The organism is Phytomonospora endophytica (assembly GCF_014202425.1).
In the GTDB taxonomy this organism is placed as follows: Bacteria; Actinomycetota; Actinomycetes; order Mycobacteriales; family Micromonosporaceae; genus Phytomonospora; species Phytomonospora endophytica.
Genome location: NZ_JACHGT010000012.1, coordinates 50,080 through 63,791 on the forward strand (window position 1 = coordinate 50,080; position 13,712 = coordinate 63,791).

14 protein-coding genes are annotated in these 13,712 nt (G+C 72.3%); 10 read left to right on the forward strand and 4 right to left on the reverse strand.

Annotated features, from left to right (window positions below; translation table 11 throughout):
* Window positions 1-76: 76 nt before the first annotated feature.
* Together HNR73_RS25465 and HNR73_RS25470 are read right to left on the reverse strand one after the other, a co-directional pair.
* The gene (locus HNR73_RS25465; protein ID WP_184790149.1) at window positions 77-751 is read right to left on the reverse strand and encodes a nucleoside/nucleotide kinase family protein; all 675 of its coding nucleotides are present in this window, start codon (window positions 749-751) and stop codon (window positions 77-79) included.
* Between the two features lie 193 nt (window positions 752-944).
* Window positions 945-1,475 (reverse strand): GNAT family N-acetyltransferase, encoded by a 531-nt coding sequence (locus tag HNR73_RS25470; RefSeq protein WP_184790150.1) that lies wholly within the window; start codon window positions 1,473-1,475, stop codon window positions 945-947.
* A gap of 106 nt (window positions 1,476-1,581) precedes the next feature.
* Between HNR73_RS25470 and HNR73_RS25475 the strand changes: the two genes are divergently transcribed.
* The 10 genes from HNR73_RS25475 to HNR73_RS25520 all read left to right on the forward strand — a co-directional run bounded on the left by HNR73_RS25475 (window position 1,582) and on the right by HNR73_RS25520 (window position 11,427).
* Entirely contained in the window at window positions 1,582-2,739 is a 1,158-nt protein-coding gene (locus HNR73_RS25475; protein ID WP_184790151.1) for an ROK family transcriptional regulator, read from the forward strand.
* Window positions 2,736-3,581 carry a sugar phosphate isomerase/epimerase family protein gene (locus tag HNR73_RS25480; protein ID WP_184790152.1) on the forward strand — a complete coding sequence of 282 codons (846 nt, stop codon included), beginning with the start codon at window positions 2,736-2,738 and terminating at the stop codon, window positions 3,579-3,581. Before HNR73_RS25475 ends, HNR73_RS25480 begins: the two co-directional genes overlap by 4 nt.
* Window positions 3,581-4,636 (forward strand): Gfo/Idh/MocA family protein, encoded by a 1,056-nt coding sequence (locus HNR73_RS25485; RefSeq protein ID WP_203686789.1) that lies wholly within the window; start codon window positions 3,581-3,583, stop codon window positions 4,634-4,636. Before HNR73_RS25480 ends, HNR73_RS25485 begins: the two co-directional genes overlap by 1 nt.
* Before the next feature lie 179 nt (window positions 4,637-4,815).
* The gene (locus tag HNR73_RS25490) at window positions 4,816-6,720 is read left to right on the forward strand and encodes a serine hydrolase domain-containing protein (RefSeq protein ID WP_184790153.1); all 1,905 of its coding nucleotides are present in this window, start codon (window positions 4,816-4,818) and stop codon (window positions 6,718-6,720) included.
* A gap of 80 nt (window positions 6,721-6,800) precedes the next feature.
* Entirely contained in the window at window positions 6,801-7,241 is a 441-nt protein-coding gene (locus HNR73_RS25495; RefSeq protein WP_184790154.1) for a YybH family protein, read from the forward strand.
* Window positions 7,242-7,346: 105 nt separating this feature from the next.
* Window positions 7,347-8,654 (forward strand): sensor histidine kinase, encoded by a 1,308-nt coding sequence (locus HNR73_RS25500; RefSeq protein ID WP_184790155.1) that lies wholly within the window; start codon window positions 7,347-7,349, stop codon window positions 8,652-8,654.
* Window positions 8,655-8,659: 5 nt separating this feature from the next.
* The gene (locus HNR73_RS25505) at window positions 8,660-9,313 is read left to right on the forward strand and encodes a response regulator transcription factor (protein WP_184790390.1); all 654 of its coding nucleotides are present in this window, start codon (window positions 8,660-8,662) and stop codon (window positions 9,311-9,313) included.
* A 132-nt stretch (window positions 9,314-9,445) separates the two neighbouring features.
* Window positions 9,446-9,781, forward strand: a complete 336-nt coding sequence (locus HNR73_RS25510; protein WP_184790156.1) for a YciI family protein — start codon at window positions 9,446-9,448, stop codon at window positions 9,779-9,781.
* Window positions 9,778-10,998 carry an RNA polymerase sigma factor gene (locus HNR73_RS25515; protein WP_184790157.1) on the forward strand — a complete coding sequence of 407 codons (1,221 nt, stop codon included), beginning with the start codon at window positions 9,778-9,780 and terminating at the stop codon, window positions 10,996-10,998. The genes HNR73_RS25510 and HNR73_RS25515 overlap by 4 nt, the downstream gene beginning before the upstream one ends.
* 84 nt (window positions 10,999-11,082) lie before the next feature.
* Window positions 11,083-11,427, forward strand: a complete 345-nt coding sequence (locus HNR73_RS25520) for a hypothetical protein (protein ID WP_184790158.1) — start codon at window positions 11,083-11,085, stop codon at window positions 11,425-11,427.
* Between the two features lie 81 nt (window positions 11,428-11,508).
* Here HNR73_RS25520 and HNR73_RS25525 read toward each other — a convergent pair whose 3' ends face one another.
* Window positions 11,509-12,240 (reverse strand): alpha/beta fold hydrolase, encoded by a 732-nt coding sequence (locus tag HNR73_RS25525; RefSeq protein WP_184790159.1) that lies wholly within the window; start codon window positions 12,238-12,240, stop codon window positions 11,509-11,511.
* A gap of 11 nt (window positions 12,241-12,251) precedes the next feature.
* Window positions 12,252-13,670 (reverse strand): arylsulfatase, encoded by a 1,419-nt coding sequence (locus HNR73_RS25530; RefSeq protein WP_184790160.1) that lies wholly within the window; start codon window positions 13,668-13,670, stop codon window positions 12,252-12,254.
* Window positions 13,671-13,712 lie beyond the last annotated feature (42 nt).

Consider the following 13,712-nt stretch of genomic DNA (forward strand, 5'->3'; position numbering starts at 1 on the left):
GCCGCCCTTTCGCAGGTGAAGTAAGGGCTAACGGCACCGCTGGGGTCTGCTCCGGACCCCATCGTGCCGCGCCCCGTCAGCGTGCCCGGGTTTCCCAGCGCGGCCGCCGCGGCTCGTCGTTGTGGACGACGACGTGGGCGCGATCCATCGGGCGGTCCCTGGCCTGGTAGAGCTGCTGGGCGGGGATGTAGCGCTCCCGCCAGCGCCGCTCGATGTCGGCCCGAGAAGACACCGACCGTTCGCGCGTCAACGCCCGCTCCACCGTCGTGTCGAGCGCCGTCGACACCACGACGCGCAAGTCCCATCGACCGAGCAGCTCCGGACGCATGAGAAAGACCCCGTCGAAGACCAGCACGGCCCCGGCCGAAGTGGTCGCGAGCGGCGGGGAGAAGACAGTGTCGGCGGCGTGGTCGTAGACCGCGGCCTGGAAGCGCCGATCGCCCCCGGGCCCGAGCGGGTCGAGCAGCACGCGGTTCAGCGCGTGGTGGTCATGGGCGTCGAAGTAGCAGCCCTCGGCCGAGTACTCCCCACGCGGATAGCGCCGCGCCCGGGGAAACAGGAAGTCGTCGATCCCCGCGCGAACGACCTCGCGCCCCCGCTCGCGCAGGACGACGGCCAGCTCATCGGCGAGAGTCGTCTTCCCAGCGGCGGGCGCCCCGTCGACGGCGACCCGCACCGGATGCGCGACGGCGACCGACGCGACTGCTGCGGCGAGGTGGTCGAGCAGCTGCTCGCGAGTGCCGTGCTCCATGCCCTGCCCGCCCGAGTCTCGTGAAGGTCACTTGACCTTATGCACCGGGCCACGGGGGAGCCTTGCGGGAGGGCCTGCCCCGCCAGCGGCGAAGCCCTGCCAGAGGCAGCCCGAGGGTGGCCGCCGGCATATCGGGCAGACGACGCACCATGGAACCTCGCGACGGTCGACCGCCACGGAGAACACCGGCGCCCTACGCCCCCACCGCTCCCCACTCCCCTCGCAGCAGCCCGAACAAGACCCTGTCGTGCCAGGTGCCGTGGGCCCATTGGGCTTGGCGGAGGCGGCCTTCCTCCGTGAAGCCGTTGCGGGTCGCGGCGGCGATCATCGGCGTGTTCGACGTGAGCGTCTCCAGGCCGACGCGGTGGAGGCCGCGGGTGTCGAAGGCGTAATGACACAGGACGGCGACGGTGTCGCTGGCCAGTCCGCGTCCTCGCCAGGCGGGGCGCAGGGCGATGCCGATGTGCGCGGAGCGTTGGTGGGCGTCGATTCCCCAGAGTTCGCAGGCGCCGGCGAGTTCGCCGGTGTCGTCGGCGATGGAGAAGAAGACGGCGTCGTCGATGCCGGTGGGGACGGCGAAGGGTGAGTCGCCCGGCAGGCGTGGTGTCCACGGTCGCGTGTCGGCGAGGGGCCTCACCGTGAGGTCTTCGTAGATCTCGGCGTGCAGGACGGCGACATCGGCTTCGGTGCGGGGCCGCAGGGTGAGGTTTTCTCCGTGGAGCATGCCTGGTTGTAGTCCCGGCGCGGTGCCCCGCGCAATGCCTTTACTCGGCCATCCCATTCTGTTACGGTCTTTATTAAATCCGGTTCCATAATGACTTCGGAGTCCCATGGACACTGCACGGGGAGCCGCTCAGGCGGAGCGGGCCGCGAACAAGGTCGCGTGCCTGCGCCTGCTGGCCGACGCCGGCGAGGCCCGCACGGTCGGCGTGATCAGCGAAGGCACCGGCCTGTCGCGCCCCACCGTGCATGCCGTGCTCGACGACCTTCTCGACGCCGGACTCGTCGAACCCGCCACTCCCCCGGCCTCGGGCCCGGGGCGGCCGGCCCGCGCCTTCCGCTTCGCCCGCGAGGCGGGCCTCGTCGCCGGTGTCGACCTCGGACCGCGCGGGGCGCGCGCCATCGTCTGCGACCTGTCCGGCCGGCGCGTCGGCTACGCCGAACTGGCCCCCGACGGGGACGCCGGCCTCTCGCTCATCCCCCGTGCGCTCGACGCGGCGGCGTCGGCCGGTTCGCTCGACCTCTCGCGCCTGCGCGCGGTCGGCGTCGGGCTGCCCGGCGTCGTCGAGGCCGACGGGCGGCTGCGCGCGAGTCTCGCCATGCCCGGCCTCGTCGGCCTGCCGGTCGCGGAGTCGCTGGCGAAGGAACTCGGGCAGCCGATCGTCGTCGACAACGACATCAAGCTGGCCGCCCTCGCCGAGCAGCGCGGAGGCGCGGGACGCGGCCACTCCGACGTCGTCTACCTCCAGATCGGCCATCGCCTCTCGGTCTCCATCGTCCTCAACGGCGTCATCCGCCAGGGCCGCCACCGGCTCGCCGGCGAGCTCGGCGCGCAGCGCGGCATGCGCTGGACGCGCGACGCGCAGCGCGGGCAGCTGGTCTGGTCGCGGCCGACGAGCGCGGAGGTGCTGAGCGCGGCCGCCGCGGGCGACGCCGACGCGCAGGCCGAACTCGACGACTTCTGCGCCCAGATCGCCGCGCGGATCGCGACGGTGCTGCTGACCGTCGACCCCGAGGTCGTCGTCGTGCGCGGTGGCGCGGCCGAGGACAGCGGCGCCCTGCTGCGCCCGCTCGCGGCGGCGGTCGAGAAGGAGCTGATCTTCCCGGAACGCCCGCCCTTCGTCGCGTCGGCGCTGGGCCGCGAGGCGGTCGTGCTCGGCGCGGTCGGCAACGCGTTCGACCGTTGCGGCCCCGGAATTTACGGCGTCCACGGCTACCCCAGCCCGTGGCACCGCATCACCCACCCTGTGGAGAGGACCACCAAGTGAAGCTCGGAGTCAGTTCGTACTGTTTCCGCCAGCTCATGGCGAGCGGCGAGATGGACCTGATCGGGATCCTGGACTGGGTCGCGGCCTCATCGGCCGGGCACATCGAGGTCGCGGCGATGGACGGCGAGTACTACGTCGAGAACGAGGGCGTCGTGCGCGACGCCGCCAAGCACGCCGAGTCGGTCGGTGTCCCGATCGTGAACTACCTGGTCAGTGGCGATCTGCGGACCGCCGACGGCCAGGAGATCGACCGTCTTCGCCGGCAGTTGGACGTGGCGCACCTGTTCGGGGCGCGCATTTTCCGGCACGACGTCGCGCCGTGGGCGTGGCGTGAGGAGGGCCCGGGCGAGTTCGAGTCGACCTTCGAGAAGGTCGTCGAGGGCTGCCGGGCGGTCGCCGATCACGCCGCCGGTCTGGGCATCGTGTCGACGATCGAGAACCACGGCTTCTTCATGAACGGCGGCGAGCGGGTCGCGCGGCTCGTGCACGCCGTCGACCGCCCCAACTTCCGTGTCACGCTGGACCTGGGCAACGGCCTGTGCGTCGGCGAGGTGCCGGGCAAGACCGCCGCCGACCTGATCGACGTGGCGGCCTCCATCGGCGTGAAGGACTTCCACATCCGCCGTTCCGCCGGGGACGGCTGGCTCAAGACGCTCGCCGGCGACTACCTGCTCGGGACCGTCTCGGGTCACGGCGACGTCGATCTGCCGGGTCTGCTGGCGCTTGCCGCGACGAAGCCGGATGTGCCGCTGAGCCTTGAGTTCGAGGGCATGGAGGAACCTTTGGCGGCCATCGAGCGTTCCCTCGCGAACATTCTCCGACTGACGGAAGGCGTGGCCTGATGACGACGCGGATCGGGGTGATCGGGCTCGGGGCCATCGCCGTCGAGCACCTGGGCGCCTACCAGAAGAACCCGCTGGCCGACCTCGTCGCCGTGTGCGACGTGGACGTGGAGCGCGCGAAGGCGCGGGCCGAACAGTTCGCCGTGCCGAAGGTGACCGGTGACGTCGCCGAGCTCCTTTCCGACCCGGACGTCGACGCGGTGAGCGTCTGCGTGCCGAACACGCTGCACGCCCCGATCGCGGAGGCGGCGCTGCGGGCGGGCAAGGACGTCCTGGTCGAGAAGCCGATGACGGTGACCGTCGCGGAGGCCGAGCGGCTCGTCCGCGCGGTCGAGGAGACCGGGAAGGCCTTGCAGGTCGGATACGTCCGGCGGTTCGCGCCGAACGCCCTGGTGGCCAAGCGCTTCCTCGACGCGGGCGAGTTCGGCGACGTGTACGCCGCGCGCGCCACGCTGCTGCGTGCGGCGGGCAACCCGGGCGGCTGGTTCGGCGACGTGGAGCTGTCCGGCGGCGGGCCGCTGATCGACCTGGGCGTCCACATCATCGACCTGTGCTGGTACCTGATGGGGATGCCGAAGGCGGTGTCGGCGTCGGGTGCGACGTTCTCGCCGCTTGGTGCGCGCGACAACATCCAGAACCTGAGCCGGTACCGGGCCCAGTCGGCGGCGCGGCCGAACACGGTGGAGGACTACGCCACCGCGCAGATCCGCTTCGAGAACGGCGCGGTCCTCAACGTGGACACGTCCTTCTCGCTGCACGGCCGCAACGAGATCGGTGTCCGCATCCACGGCGACAAGGGCGGCGCGGAGATCGAGCCCGAGCTGCTCATGGTCACCGAGCGGCACGACACGCTGCTGCACGTCCAGCCGCAGATCGACTCGCTGGGCTTCGACTTCAAGGTCGGTTTCGCCAACCAGATCGATCACTTCCTGCGCATCTGCCGGGGCGAGATCCCAGCCGACGCGACCGCCGAGCAGGGGCTGGAGATGGCCCGGATCCTGACGGCGATCTACGAGTCCGCCGAGCGCGGCGCCGAGGTCGCGATCACGCGCTGACCTCTCGGCACAGGACCCGGCCGCGCGGCCGGGTCCTGTGCCGCATGTGGTCCCCACCAGGGCTTTCGTCGCGGGGTATGGATTTCCATACCCCGTTTTCGTGGGCTCGCCCCACTGACCGGGGGCGTCGTGATCCATAGCGTCGAGGGAGCAGTGTTCCAGCGACGTAGAGGATCGAGATGTCACGGTTGGTGAGGGTGGCGGGCCTGATGGGGGCCGCGCTGGTGATGGCGGCGGGGATCGTCGCGGGGACGGGCGGACCGGCGGCGGCGGAGACGCCGGATCCACTGGTACTGCGGGACTTCTTCGACCGGCGGGTCCCGGAGTTGATGGCGGCGCAGAAGGTGCCGGGGCTCGCGGTCACCGTCGTCGACGGGAGCGGGGAGCTCTTCACCGGCGACTACGGTTTCGCCGACGTCGCCGCAGGCCTGCCGGTCGTCGCCGAGGAGACCGCGTTCCGGACGGCGTCGATCGCCAAGACCTTCACGGCCGTGGCGGTCCTCCAGCAGGTCGAGGCGGGCGCGCTGGATCTGCACGCCGACGTCAACACCTATCTGCCCGGGGACTTCCGCATCGCCGACGCCTATCCGGGGCGGCCGGTGACGCTCCACCACCTGCTCACCCACACGGCGGGTTTCGCCGACCTCTGGCGCGGTGACCTGACCACCGATCTCACCGATGTGCTGCCGCTGAAGGACTTCCTCCCGGCGTTCCAGCCCGACCGCGTCTACCCGCCCGGCGAGTACGTCAGCTACTCCAACTACGGCCTCCAGCTGGCCGGGTACATCGTCGAGCGGGTCTCCGGGCGACCCTTCGCGTCCTATATGGATGAACGGCTCTTCGGTCCGCTCGGTATGCGGCACAGCGGTTTCGTGCAGCCGTCGCTGGCCGCCGAGCGCTTTCCCGTGTCGCTCTACTACGGTTCCGACCCGAGCGTTCTCATGCCGCTCCACCATCCTCAGGGCGGGCCGGAGGGCTCGACGGGGCACGCGTCGGCCGCCGACATGGGCCGCTTCCTGCGGATGCTGCTCGGCGGCGGCGAGTACGAGGGCGTACGTGTCCTCCAGCCGTCCAGTGTGGACATGATGCTGGCGCGGCAGGCCGGGAGCCATCCGCTGCTCGACGGCGCCGGTTACGGCACCTGGCAACTGGACCGCGTCGGTCCGGGGATCGTCACGAGCTACGGCGGCGACGGCGGTGCGCACGCGCAGTTCGCCCTGGTCCCCGGCCGCGACCTCGGGATCTACGTCGTCGCCAACGGCGACGGTTCCCCGCCCGAGTACCGCAGCCACATCCGGGCGCTGATCGTCGAGGAGTTCCTCGCGCTGGTCACCGACACGCGGCCCGATCCCGTCCCCGTCAAGGGTTCTGTGACGGCACCGCCCTCGGGCGATTACCTGACCTCGCGGCACGTCGAGGGTGAGCCGATGAAACTCCTCCAGCTGGCCTTCGACCGCGTCACGGTCACCACGGCGGCCGACGGCACGGTCACGACCGCGCAGCCCGCCCAGCCCGAGCATCGCTGGATCCCCGTCGGCGACGGCGTTTACGCCTCCACCGAAGGACGCGACCGCCTCGGGTTCATCGAACGCGACGGCGAGGTCGTCGGCCTGATCTTCGAGAGCAACCCGTCCCAGGCCTACCTGCTGGTGCCGGCGCACGCCTCGCCCGCGGTCCGCCTCCCCATCGCCGCCGGTGCGCTGCTCGTGCTGTCCACCGTGGTCGTCTGGCCGGTGGTGGCGCTGGTTCGACGGCTGCGGCGGCGATCCACCGGCGAGAGGTCGCGGGCCGCCCTGATCGCGCGGATCCTCGCGGGCGCCGTCGCCGCGACGGGTGTCGCCTACGTCGTCTTCCTGGTCGGTGTGACCGCCGACCCGACCGTCCTGGAGTTCGGTTCGTGGGCGCAGAACCTGCCCCTGGCCCTGGCCGTTCCCGCGGCCGCCGCCGTCGCCGTCTTCGCGGTCGTCGCGTGGGCACGACGCTGGTGGAGCCGCGCCGGTCGCGTCCACTTCACCGCGATCGCGCTCGCGGCGGGGGTGTTCCTCGGAATCGCCGCCCAGTACGGCCTGGTCTGGGGGCTGTGACCGCCCGCACGTCACATTCGCCGGCGCCACGACGTCGTATGGGTGAACGAGGAAGCGTCGATCGAAAGGAACGGCCGAGGATGTCCACACCACGCGAGCGGGACGAGACCGAACTCCGGCGGCACATCGAGAAGATCGTCGAGCGGTTGCGCGCCAAGGATCTCGACGCCCTCATGCGGCTCTACGCGCCCGACGTCGTCTCCTTCGACATCGATCCCCCACTGCGGCACGTGGGCGTCGAGGCCAAGGCCGCGAACTGGAAGAGGGTCTTCGCCTTCTTCACGACAGTCGACTACGAGGTCCGCGACCTGACCCTCACCGTCGGCGATGACGTCGCCTTCGGGCACGCCTTCGGCCGGCTCAGCGGCGAGCTGAGCAGCGGCGTGACCACGCCGGGGATGTGGGTCCGCGCCACCTTCGGCTTCCGCAAGATCGACGGTGCCTGGCTGATCACCCACGACCAGGTTTCCGTGCCGCTCGACATCGCCAGCGGCAAGGGCGTCGTCGACCTCGAACCCTGAGGCGGGATGTGGGCGGTGGGGCCGGGTTCCGGTCCCACCGCCCGCTCGCGTATCGCGTGACACATCCGCTGGTGGTGAGCGAGTCGGCGAACCTAGGATGTCCCGGTGACCCATCCCGGCGTGTGGCGGGCGCTGGCCCGCCCGCACCGCTGGCTCGCGTCGAGCTGGCCGTGGCGCGGCCCGGTCTACCTCCTCAGCGGACTCCTCCTGAACCTCGCGGCACTGCCCGGACTCGTGTTCGGAGTGCTGCTCGGCGTCGGCACGGCCCCGATCGGTCTCGGGCTGGTGATCCTGACCGGGGTGGTCCTCGTCGGCGTCCCCGCCGGGATGCTCGAACGGCGGCGGCTGCGGCTCATGCGCGTCGGGCCGATCCCGAGCCCGCACACGCGCCCACCGGCCCCGGGCCTGATGTCGTGGCTGCGGACGCGCCTGCGCGAAGCGGCGACGTGGCGCGAACTCGCGCACGCGCTCCTCAACGCGATTCCCCTCCTGGTCTTCGACCTCATGTTCATCGGGAACCTGCTCACGGCCGTCATCGTGCTGCTCTTCGCTCCCCTGATCACCCGTGACGGCGGGCCGCTCCCCTTCTACGACGTCACGCTCACCGGCACCGCCCAGGCGTGGCTGGCGACGGCCGCCGGTGTGGTCCTCACCGTCGCGAGCGCCTACGTCCTCACGCTCTACGCCGCCGCGCGGGCCGTGCTCGCGCGGGCGCTGCTCGCGCCGAGGGAACGGGAGACCGCCGAAGCCGTGGAGCGGCTGATCGGGTCGCGGGCCCGGCTGGCGCACTCCTTCGACGCCGAACGCCGCCGCATCGAACGCGACCTGCACGACGGCGCCCAGCAGCAGCTGACCGGGCTCGCCTCGACGATCGGTCTCGCCCGCCTCCAGTCGGCGGCCCTGCCGGGCGCCGAGGATCTCACCGAGCGCCTCGACCGGGCCGCCGACCAGGTCACCGACGCCCTCGGCGCCCTGCGCGAGACCGTTCGGGGCATCCACCCGCGCCTCCTCACCGACCGGGGCCTGCCCGCCGCGGTCCACGCCGTCGCCGACCGCAGCCGCCTGCCCGTGACCGTCGACGCCGAACTCCCCGGCCGCCCCGAACCGGCCGTCGAGGCCGCCGCCTACTTCGCGGTCTGCGAACTGCTCGGCAACGCCACCGAACACGCGCGGGCGACCCGCGCCCTGGTCCGCGTGCGCTTCGAGAACGAAAGACTCGTCGTCGTGGTGGGCGACGACGGCCACGGCGGCGCCCGGGTCGTCGAGCCGGGTCCCGACGCCGAACGCGGCACCGGCCTCATCGGCATCACCGACCGTCTCGCCGTTCACGACGGCGAAGTCACCGTGTCCAGTCCGCACGGCGGCCCGACCGAGATCACCCTGGAGATCCCTTGCCGCCTGACGAGCCGCTGACACCGCTGCGGGTCCTGCTCGCCGAGGACGCCGCCCTGACCCGCGGCGGCCTGACCGAGATCCTGCGCGTGGCGGGGCACTCCGTCGACGCCGTGCACGACGGCGACGAACTGATGGCCCGCATCGCCGCCGGAGTGTCCGATGTGGACCTCGTGATCACCGACGTGCGGATGCCGCCGACGTCCACCGACGAAGGGTTGCGCGCGGCCATGGCGCTACGGGGACTGCGGCCGCCGGTGCCGGTCCTGGTGCTGTCGTCCTATGTGGAGCCCGAGTACGCCGCCGAGCTGCTCGCCGACCCCGGCGGCGGGGTCGGGTACCTCCTCAAGGACAAGGTGGCGCGCGTAGAGGACTTCCTCACCGCCGTGCGTCTCGTCGCCGGTGGCGGCACCGCCGTGGACACCGAGCTGATGAACCGGATGCTGCGCCGCAACGCCGGCGACGACCGGCTGCGGCGGCTGACCCCGCGCGAGACCGAGGTCCTCGGCCTGCTCGCCGAGGGACGCAACAACGCCGCCATCGCCCGCGCGCTGGTCATCGGGCTCCCGGCGGTCGAGAAGCACATCGGCAACGTCTTCCTGAAGCTGGATCTGCCCGCCGACCTGGACGGCAACCGGCGGGTGCTGGCGGTCCTGGCCTATCTGCGGCGCCGGACCTGACGCGCCTGCCGTGTCCTTGGCGGCCCGCCGGAAGAATGTCCGGCGGACCCGTCGGATCGAGACGTGCCCGTTCGTAGTGGGGATGAGAGGCGGCCCGCCGGACCGCCCGCGTGATCACAGGAGATGAGTTCGATGGCGCAGTACCTGATGTCCGTGCTCGACGACCGGACCGGCTCGGTGACGCCCGAGGAGATGGCCGCGATCACGGCGTACAACACCGAGCGGCTCCAGGGCGAGGGCCACTGGGTGTTCGCGGGCGGGCTCGCGTCGCCCGAGGCGGCGACGGTCGTCGACGGGCGGGGCGGGGAGCCGATGTTCACCGACGGGCCCTACCTGGAGTCGAAGGAGTACATCGCGGGCTTCTGGGTCATCGAGGCCGCCGACTTCGACGTCGCGCTGCGGCTGTGCGCCGAGGGCTCGAAGGCCTGCAACCGGCGGCTCGAACTGCGGCCCTTCCTGACGCGGTGACACACGTCGACGAGGTCATCGCCCGGGTCCACCGCGAGGAGTGGGCCCGGGTCGTCGCGACCATCGCCAGGCGGGTCGGGGACCTCGACATCGCCGAGGAGATGGCCGCCGAGGCCTTCGCGACGGCCGTCGAACGGTGGCCGTCCGACGGTGTCCCGCCCAATCCGGGCGCGTGGCTCACGACCACCGCCGGCCGCAAGGCCATCGACCGGCTCCGCCGCGAGGTCAAGCGCACCGAGAAGCACAAGGAGGCGCTGATGTTGTCCGACACCCCCGAACCGCTCGGTGCCATCGACGACGACCGGCTGCGGCTCGTCTTCACCTGCTGCCATCCGGCCCTGGCGATGGAGGCGCGAGTCGCGCTGACACTGCGGCTGATCGGCGGGCTCACCGTGCCCGAGATCTCGCGCGCGTTCCTGGTCCAGGAGACGGCGATGGGCCAGCGGATCACCCGCGCGAAGGCGAAGATCAAGGCCGCGAGCATCCCGTATCGCGTGCCGGCGCGCGAGGACCTCCCCGCCCGGGTCGGCGCCGTGCTCACCGTGCTGTTCCTGATCTTCAACGAGGGTTACCTCGCCTCCGGCCCCGAACGCGAGACGGTCCGCGGGGAACTGACCGCCGAGGCGATCCGGCTGACCCGGCTGGTCGGCGAGCTCATGCCGGGCGACGGCGAGGTCGCCGGGCTGCTGGCGCTGATGCTGCTGACGGAGGCGCGGCGGGCCGCGCGGGTGTCGGCGAGCGGGGAACTCGTCGCCCTCGGCGACCAGGACCGCGGGGCCTGGGACCGCGCGCTGATCGCCGAAGGGCACGCCCTGGTCCGGGCACGCCTGGCGTCCGGGGAGGCGCCCGGGCGGTACCAGATCATGGCGGCGATCAACGCCGTGCACACCGACGCCGCCGACGTGCGCGACACCGCGTGGTCGCAGATCGTCGCGCTGTACGACCAGCTCGTCCGGCTCGACCCGTCGCCGATCGTGCGCCTCAACCGGGCCATCGCGGCGGCCGAACTCGACGGGCCGCAGGTCGCGCTCGCCGAGATCGACGGGCTGCCGCTCGCGGAGTACCACGCGTTCCACGCGACGCGGGCGGAGCTGCTGCGGCGGCAGGGACGCAGCGCGGAGTCGCGGGCGGCGTACGACCGGGCGATCGAGCTGGCGGGGAACAGTGGGGAGAGGGCGTACCTGGCGCGGCGGCGGGGGGAGCTGGGGGGAGGGTGACGGGCGGGGTGTGGCGCGGGTGTGGCCGTCTTGTGGCGGGCGCGGGGAAGGTGGGGGTGACCGCACGAGACAAAGGGGAATGAGATGCGGAAACTTCTTACGACGGGTGTGCTGGCCGGGGCCGCGCTCGCGGCCGTGCTGGTGGGCGGTGTCGCACAGGCGAACCAGAACGACGGCTCGCCCGGCGCCGGCGTCGCGCCCGCGAACCAGAACGACGGCTCGCCCGGCGGCGGCATCGCACCCGCGAACCACAACGACGGCTCGCCCGGCGGCGGCATCGCACCCGCGAACCACAACGACGGCTCGCCCGGCGGCGGCATCGCACCGGCGAGCGAGCACGGTGGCGCGCCGGGAGGTGGGATCGCTCCTGCGGCGAACCAGGGAATCTGGGCGGGTTCCGAGTCGGGCGGCGCACCCGGGGGCGGCTGATCGCCACACCCACCACGGCCCGCCCGCACCAGCGTGCGCGGCGGGCCTTGCCGTCGCCTTCGCCGTGGCCCCCGTCGTCGGCTAGTCCGCCGCGTCCCCCGCCGCCTTCACCACGTACTTCGCCGCGTCCCCCGCGATCCGCGCGAGCACGTCGGAGTCGGCGAGGCAGCTGATGTGCGTCCGCCGCGGCAGCACGAGCAGTCTCCCGTCGCGGCACACCTTGAGGAACGCCTTCTCCTCCGCGCGGAACGGGTCCCGTGCACCGTTCACCAGCCACACCGGCCCCGGGTACGTCTCCAGTTCCGCTCTCGGGTCCAGGCCCGACAGGGCGTCGACGACCTGGGGCATCGTCGTCGAGTCGAGTCCGCCGGCGACCATGGCCTCGGCGACGGCCTGGGGCAGTGTCCGGCGGAAGGCCCAGGCGCTGAAGCGGTCGGCGCGGCGCTGGTTGGCCGAGGCCATGCGCGCGGCCATGCGGTAGATGGCGAGCAGTGGCCCGCGCGGGGTCGCCGTGCAGCCGAGGGCGACGAGTCCGGCGACGCGGCCGGGGTGGCGGGCGGCCGTCGCGATGCTGACGTAACCGCCCATGGAGTGCCCGACGAGGAGTGCGCGGCCGCCGACGGCGTCGATCGCCCGCGCGACGGTGTCCACGGCGGCGTCGAGGGTGAAGGGCGCGTCCTTGCGGCTGCCGTGGCCGGGGAGGTCCGGCGTCGCGACGGGATGCTCGCGGCCGACGATCGCGGTCACCGGCCGCCACACGGTCCCGCTGATGCGGATGCCGTGCACGAACACCATCGGCAGCGCGTTCTCCATCCCGCCTCCGTTCACAGCAGTGTCAGCGCTTCGCGACCGGCGACGAGCCCGCCGTCTTCGACGTAGCCCTCGGGGCGGCCGTCGAGTTCGGCGACCAGCCGCGCCCGCTGCCGCGCCAGCGCGTCGGTCTCGGCCGCGGCGAGGTCGCGGGTCTCGGCCGGGTCGGCGCGCAGGTCGAAGAGCTGTTCGCGACCGTCGGCCGACAGCCACACGTACTTGTACCGCTCGTCGGTGATCCAGTGCATGGACTGCCCGAAGAGCTGATGCTCACCGTGCAAGTATTCGCGCACGCCGCCGCTTGCGCCACGCGCCAAGGGAAGCAGGCTCGAACCGTCCACTGTGGGCGTGTCGACGCCGGCCGCGGCGAGCAGCGTCGGCATGACGTCGCGCAGTTCGACGACCTCGTCGCTGACGACGCCGCCGGGCAGGCCCGGCCCGGCCAGCAGCATCGGGACCCGCGACGAACCCTCGTAGGGGTAGGCCTTGCGCCACATGTGGTGCTCCCCGAGCATCTCGCCGTGGTCGCTGGTGAAGCAGATCCAGGTGTCGTCGAGCTCGCCGAACTCCGCGAGGACTTCCAGGAAGTAGTTGACCTGGGCGTCGATGTGCGACATGTGGCCGAAGTACCCGGCGCGCGCCCGGTGGGCGGTGACCGGGTCGTACACGGCGACGTTGGCGTCGGCGCGCGCGTCGTTCCGCCAGCCCTCGTAGGTGCCGGTCCAGTCGCCGACGACCGGCTCGTAGGGCGGCGCCGACAGGTACTGCTCGAAGGCCCACGCGGGCGGGTCGTAGGGCGGGTGGGGCCGGTGGAAGGACAGGTTGAGGAAGAAGGGCGCGGTGGGGTCGCGGCGGTAGAGGAAGTCGACGGCCTCGGTGACGACCCAGTTCGTCGGGTGCAGCGCCTCCGGCCCGTCCCAGGGGCGGGCGACGACGGAGTTGCACTGGAGCCCGAGCGCGGCCTCGTCGGCGCCCGGGTCACCGGTCCGCCGGGCGAGCCAGGCGCGGTAGTCGTCGTGCAGGCGCGGGTCACGGCGGCGGTCGCGGGCGAAGTGGAGGTAGCCGTCGTGCAGGACGACCTCGTCGAAGCCGATGCGGTGGCGCTCGGGGTACACGTGCATCTTGCCGATCGCGCGGGTCTGGTATCCGGCGCGGCCGAACTCGCCGGCCATGGTCACCGGGTAGTCCCAGGCGACGCCGTCCTGGTAGCCGACGCGGCCGTGCGAGCGCTGCGACAGGCCGGTGTGCAGGGCGGCGCGGGCGGGGATGCACGACGGGGTCGCGCTGTAGGCGCGGTCGAAGCGGGCGCCCCGGGCGGCGAGTTCGTCGAGGTAGGGGGTGCGGACGACGGGGTGTCCGGCGCCGGAGAGGGCGTCCCCACGCCACTGGTCGGCGGTGATGAGCAGGACGTTGGGGCGTTTCGGGGACGTCATGGTGATCGACAGTACGCCGCGGGCGCAGGCGGGGAGGGGACG

Coding starts and splice junctions, on each gene's coding strand:
- HNR73_RS25465 (WP_184790149.1), bottom strand. CDS start 751: ATGGAGCACGGCACTCGCGAGCAGCTGCTCGACCACCTCGCCGCAGCA.
- HNR73_RS25470 (WP_184790150.1), bottom strand. CDS start 1,475: ATGCTCCACGGAGAAAACCTCACCCTGCGGCCCCGCACCGAAGCCGAT.
- HNR73_RS25475 (WP_184790151.1), top strand. CDS start 1,582: ATGGACACTGCACGGGGAGCCGCTCAGGCGGAGCGGGCCGCGAACAAG.
- HNR73_RS25485 (WP_203686789.1), top strand. CDS start 3,581: ATGACGACGCGGATCGGGGTGATCGGGCTCGGGGCCATCGCCGTCGAG.
- HNR73_RS25490 (WP_184790153.1), top strand. CDS start 4,816: ATGTCACGGTTGGTGAGGGTGGCGGGCCTGATGGGGGCCGCGCTGGTG.
- HNR73_RS25495 (WP_184790154.1), top strand. CDS start 6,801: ATGTCCACACCACGCGAGCGGGACGAGACCGAACTCCGGCGGCACATC.
- HNR73_RS25510 (WP_184790156.1), top strand. CDS start 9,446: ATGGCGCAGTACCTGATGTCCGTGCTCGACGACCGGACCGGCTCGGTG.
- HNR73_RS25520 (WP_184790158.1), top strand. CDS start 11,083: ATGCGGAAACTTCTTACGACGGGTGTGCTGGCCGGGGCCGCGCTCGCG.
- HNR73_RS25525 (WP_184790159.1), bottom strand. CDS start 12,240: ATGGAGAACGCGCTGCCGATGGTGTTCGTGCACGGCATCCGCATCAGC.
- HNR73_RS25530 (WP_184790160.1), bottom strand. CDS start 13,670: ATGACGTCCCCGAAACGCCCCAACGTCCTGCTCATCACCGCCGACCAG.